Annotated in this window: 4 protein-coding genes; 2 read left to right on the top strand and 2 right to left on the bottom strand. The window is 57.0% G+C overall.

Annotated elements, in window-relative coordinates; translation table 11 throughout:
• Positions 1-220 precede the first annotated feature (220 nt).
• Together WMO66_RS02220 and WMO66_RS02215 are read right to left on the bottom strand one after the other, a co-directional pair.
• Positions 221-817 (bottom strand): DUF5104 domain-containing protein, encoded by a 597-nt coding sequence (locus tag WMO66_RS02220; protein WP_349134778.1) that lies wholly within the window; start codon positions 815-817, stop codon positions 221-223.
• 235 nt (positions 818-1052) lie between these two features.
• Positions 1053-1412: a PadR family transcriptional regulator gene (locus WMO66_RS02215; protein ID WP_349134777.1), complete on the bottom strand. Its 360-nt coding sequence runs from the start codon at positions 1410-1412 to the stop codon at positions 1053-1055.
• Between the two features lie 645 nt (positions 1413-2057).
• On the opposite strand from WMO66_RS02215, the gene WMO66_RS02210 reads away from it, so the two are divergent.
• Together WMO66_RS02210 and WMO66_RS02205 are read left to right on the top strand one after the other, a co-directional pair.
• Positions 2058-2651 carry a hypothetical protein gene (locus WMO66_RS02210; protein ID WP_349134776.1) on the top strand — a complete coding sequence of 198 codons (594 nt, stop codon included), beginning with the start codon at positions 2058-2060 and terminating at the stop codon, positions 2649-2651.
• A 79-nt stretch (positions 2652-2730) separates the two neighbouring features.
• Positions 2731-3579: a tetratricopeptide repeat protein gene (locus tag WMO66_RS02205; protein WP_349134775.1), complete on the top strand. Its 849-nt coding sequence runs from the start codon at positions 2731-2733 to the stop codon at positions 3577-3579.
• Positions 3580-3724: the final 145 nt, after the last annotated feature.

The following is a 3724-nucleotide window of genomic DNA, read 5'->3' as shown; positions in this document are numbered from 1 at the left end:
TACTGCGAGATTGCCACGGCCCCCTTGGGGCCTCGCAATGACACGTCAGGAGGGCGCGAGGTGCACCAGTACCCTTCTGCGGTTGAATCATCCCCGTACAAGGCGCTCAGGGAGCGCCGCTACAGGCTGGCTTTGGGTTCCCGCCATCTTAATGGCAGCCCGTTCGAAGCGCCGGTGTGGACCTGCTAAAGACGAAAGTTACATCTTTAGCAGGTTCCTCTTACTCAGTCGGCAGCCCGAGGTCAAAGCGATACGCAGGAAGCCCGACATAGATGCCAATCATGTCCTCTTCACCTTTTACATGATAGCTTAATCCATCAGGATAGTCTGCTTCATCGGCCTTGCGGCGCAGGAGCAACGCCCAAACGCCAACGTTATCCGGATCATTTGTATCCTCTGTGATTGCGCGTATATAGACGAGATACATTTCACCTGATACGATTTTTCCACTCATCTCATAATAGCCGTTTTTTCCGCCAGCGCCATCTGATGCGGAACCAGCGCGCCCCGAAATATTGTCAATTTCGCCATTTTCGCTGTCATAGTAGTCAAATAGTGCCTCGATCTGGTCATCCAGCTCCGGCTGCGCCGCGATGGCGTTTGGCGCGAACTGTGCCTTGATCGCAGCGGCGTCCTGCGCCACGGCGGCCTCCAGTATGGCATTCAGCCGGTCTTCCATGACCTGATCCATCGGATCATAAGGCCCGGTCGCGTGCTGCAGGAGCATCAGCCCGACCTTGAGATTTGCGCAGCCGGTCAGGGCGGCGGCCAGGATCGCGGCCGCCAGCAGGAGGGAAACGATCCGTCTCTTTTTCATGGGCGCTCTCCTTTGCTGCGCAAATTTTCCTTCTATCTCTATATTACATCAGAATCGGAAAACGGACAGGTTTTTTCAAAAAAGTCAAAATAAGTCGAAATATTTTTGCTCTGCTTTATAAAAAACCCGCAGGCGCTGCGCAGTGCCTGCGGGGTCGTGATGCTACGGTTTGCCCTGCCTCACACAATATACCGTTCGGCATACGATGCCGCGCCCGGCTCGCCGCATTCCCCGTTCAGCCGCCTTCCTTCACGTCTGTCTCTCTTTGAATGATTTGAAAAACGCCCCGTGTCATCACCTGATACTCGTGCACCAGCTCCTGCAGACGGCGGTGGCCGGGCTCCTCCAGATGATAGTAGACGCGCGTCATCCGCTTGCCCACCAGCACCTTTTCGCCGGAGATCATGCCCTGATCCTGCAGCTTATAGAGCACCGGGTACAAAGAGCCCTCCTGCGTCACAATGGTCCCGCCGCTGCGCGCCGCGATCTCCTGCACGATCTGATATCCGTACATGTCCTCCTGAGCGAGCAGCGAGAGGATCAGCAGCGACATAACGCCCCGCTGAAAGCTGCTCTGTGCATTATCCTTTGCCATTTCTCCTCCTAAAGTCTGTAGTTGATAGGCCTTCACAGGAATAGTATAACGCATATTAAGAATGAATCAATACCTTTTTCAAAAAAATAATGCTTGACAAGTTGTGAAGAATGGCATATTCTTGTGGCATAAGAATGGACAGTTCTGGCCCTTATTGCCAAATTTTAGATATTTTTCCGTAGGCTGCGGCGATCCGTACAGGTCCGCCGTGCGAGAGAAAAATGCAGCGGCGCTTAGTGAACGCCTTGTGCAGGGCAATTCAACGGCAGAAGGGCACTGGTGCGCCGCCGCACCCGCCTGATGTGTCATTGCGAGGAGCAAAGCGACGTGGCAATCTCGGGGAGGCACTTGCGGCTCGTGCAAGCCATCGCCGACCGCACACACCTTGTAGGTGGCGGCGTCCTCGACGCCCCGCCGCGTAACGGTACCATATTCGCCGGAGACTTTCCTGTTATCCGGCCAGGTACTGCGAAATTGCACCCCAAGGGCACTTCCTCGCGCTTCGCGCTCAGGGCGCCACGGCCCCGTTGGGGCCTCGCAATGACAGCTGCACGCCGCAGGATCACAGCTGCGATATTTACAGCTGCCGTAAGCGCTCAATACGCGCAAGGGGCACCCCGCAAACGGCAGAAAGGACGGTAACCCATGCATCAAACAAAATTCCATCTCCCGGTGACTGGCAGTTATACGGCGTGCTGCGTGCGGTTCATAGAGTGCCTCGTGCTGCTTGCCGGAATGCTGATATTGCTCACGGGCTGCGCCCGTCCGAAGCGCGATTTGAAAATTGCGGTGTCCCCGTCGGACAAAAGTCTGATCGATCTGGCATCCGGAACCTACGATGAAACGCAGCTTCTGGAGCTGGTCGGGCTTCAGGGCTCGATGGACGAAATCCACGCAAAATACCCCATGGAATGCGTCAGGAAAATAAGCGATACATATCGCGCGGCCTATCTTGGAGACGGAAGCATTGCCGTGCTTCTGTTTGACGCTTCGGGCGATCGGCTGACGGGGAAAATCTACAGCACACGGCTGCTAAAAACTGATTTCGATAACGTAAAGCAGGGCATACAGTTAGAGGAAGTAAGAGCGATCGATCCGGATGGAGAATATCTATTCCTCTATACCGGCAGAAACGATGTGCCGAAAGTATCTTCCCATTATACGAAAGACGGGTATTTGATCACCATCGAATATGACGAGTCCAACGCAGTGGTAAGCGTGGAGCAGGAGCTGGTTTGAAGTACGAAAAACACAGCGGCGGAACGGATGGAAGTGACCGTTCCCCGTTGGCCTTTGCAGTGTGAAGGGCGGAATTTCTATGGACAAAAACTGGACAACTTGGAACACGCAGGCGATGCAGGCGCTGGACCGCGGCGACATTGAGCAGGCAGAGCGCGCCTTCCGGCAGGCGTGCGGCAGCGGGGACCCCAGAGCGGACAGCAACCTTGGCTGGTTCTATTTTTTGATGGGCGGTAGTGTTCGGGACTCTGAGGCAGAGGCACGTTATTGGATTCAAAAGGCCTTGCAGCGCTCCCGCCATCCGCGCATTCTCCAGAATATCGCCCGGCTGCGGTTCGAAAACGGCGATTTTGCCGGGGCGCTTGCCGCGCTTCAGGAGGCGCACCGGGCCGACCAAGGCCCCGTTCTGCTCTATAATCTCGGTGTGTGCCATTTTGGGCTGGGAGACAAAGCCGCAGCTGCGGCCTGCTTCCGCGAGGCAGACACAGCGAATGCCGCCGACCTGCTCTGCGCGCAGCGCGGGGCGGTCCATCCCCGCCTTGCCTATGCGTTCTGCGTACAGGGCGAGGAACGGGCCGCTGCGCTGCGCCGTTACGCGCCGGAGCGGAACGACATGGAGCTCTGGGACTATGTTCTTTTATGCGTTCAGTGTGAGGCGTATGCAATGGCTGCCCCGGTACTTCCGGAGCTGGTCTCCCAGTGGGCGCTGACGGATCAGACACTTGCGATGACCGCGCTGTGCCTGCGGCATGTCCCTGAGGAAAAGGAGCGCGTCCTGCGCTGCTTTTCGGACGAGCTTTCGGAGGAGCGGGACAGGCTGCTGCACCTGCTCGGGGATGCGGACGAGTGCGCGCGCCTTGCAGCAAGCCAGCCATTTTTTCCGCCGCCCGCAACCCACGGGGGGTATTTCACGGAAGAATGCCTTTGAAAAGTCCGCCGTGCGAGAGAAAAATGCAGCGGCGTGCCCCTTGCGGGTTGTGAGCGCCTTGTAGGGGACTATTCAACCGCGCAAGGGTGCTGGTGCACCTCGGCACTTCCCTGATGTGTCATTGCGAGGAGGCCAACGGCCGACG

The organism is Faecousia intestinalis (assembly GCF_040096185.1).
Lineage (GTDB): Bacteria > Bacillota > Clostridia > Oscillospirales > Oscillospiraceae > JAZOXB01.
The sequence above is the reverse complement of the archived record's forward strand: the minus strand, read 5'-3'. Positions and strand labels throughout refer to the sequence as shown.

What these genes read in the sequence shown, in the direction of transcription:
- WMO66_RS02220 (WP_349134778.1), bottom strand. Translation starts at nt 817, where the DNA reads ATGAAAAAGAGACGGATCGTTTCCCTCCTGCTGGCGGCCGCGATCCTG.
- WMO66_RS02215 (WP_349134777.1), bottom strand. Translation starts at nt 1,412, where the DNA reads ATGGCAAAGGATAATGCACAGAGCAGCTTTCAGCGGGGCGTTATGTCG.
- WMO66_RS02210 (WP_349134776.1), top strand. Translation starts at nt 2,058, where the DNA reads ATGCATCAAACAAAATTCCATCTCCCGGTGACTGGCAGTTATACGGCG.
- WMO66_RS02205 (WP_349134775.1), top strand. Translation starts at nt 2,731, where the DNA reads ATGGACAAAAACTGGACAACTTGGAACACGCAGGCGATGCAGGCGCTG.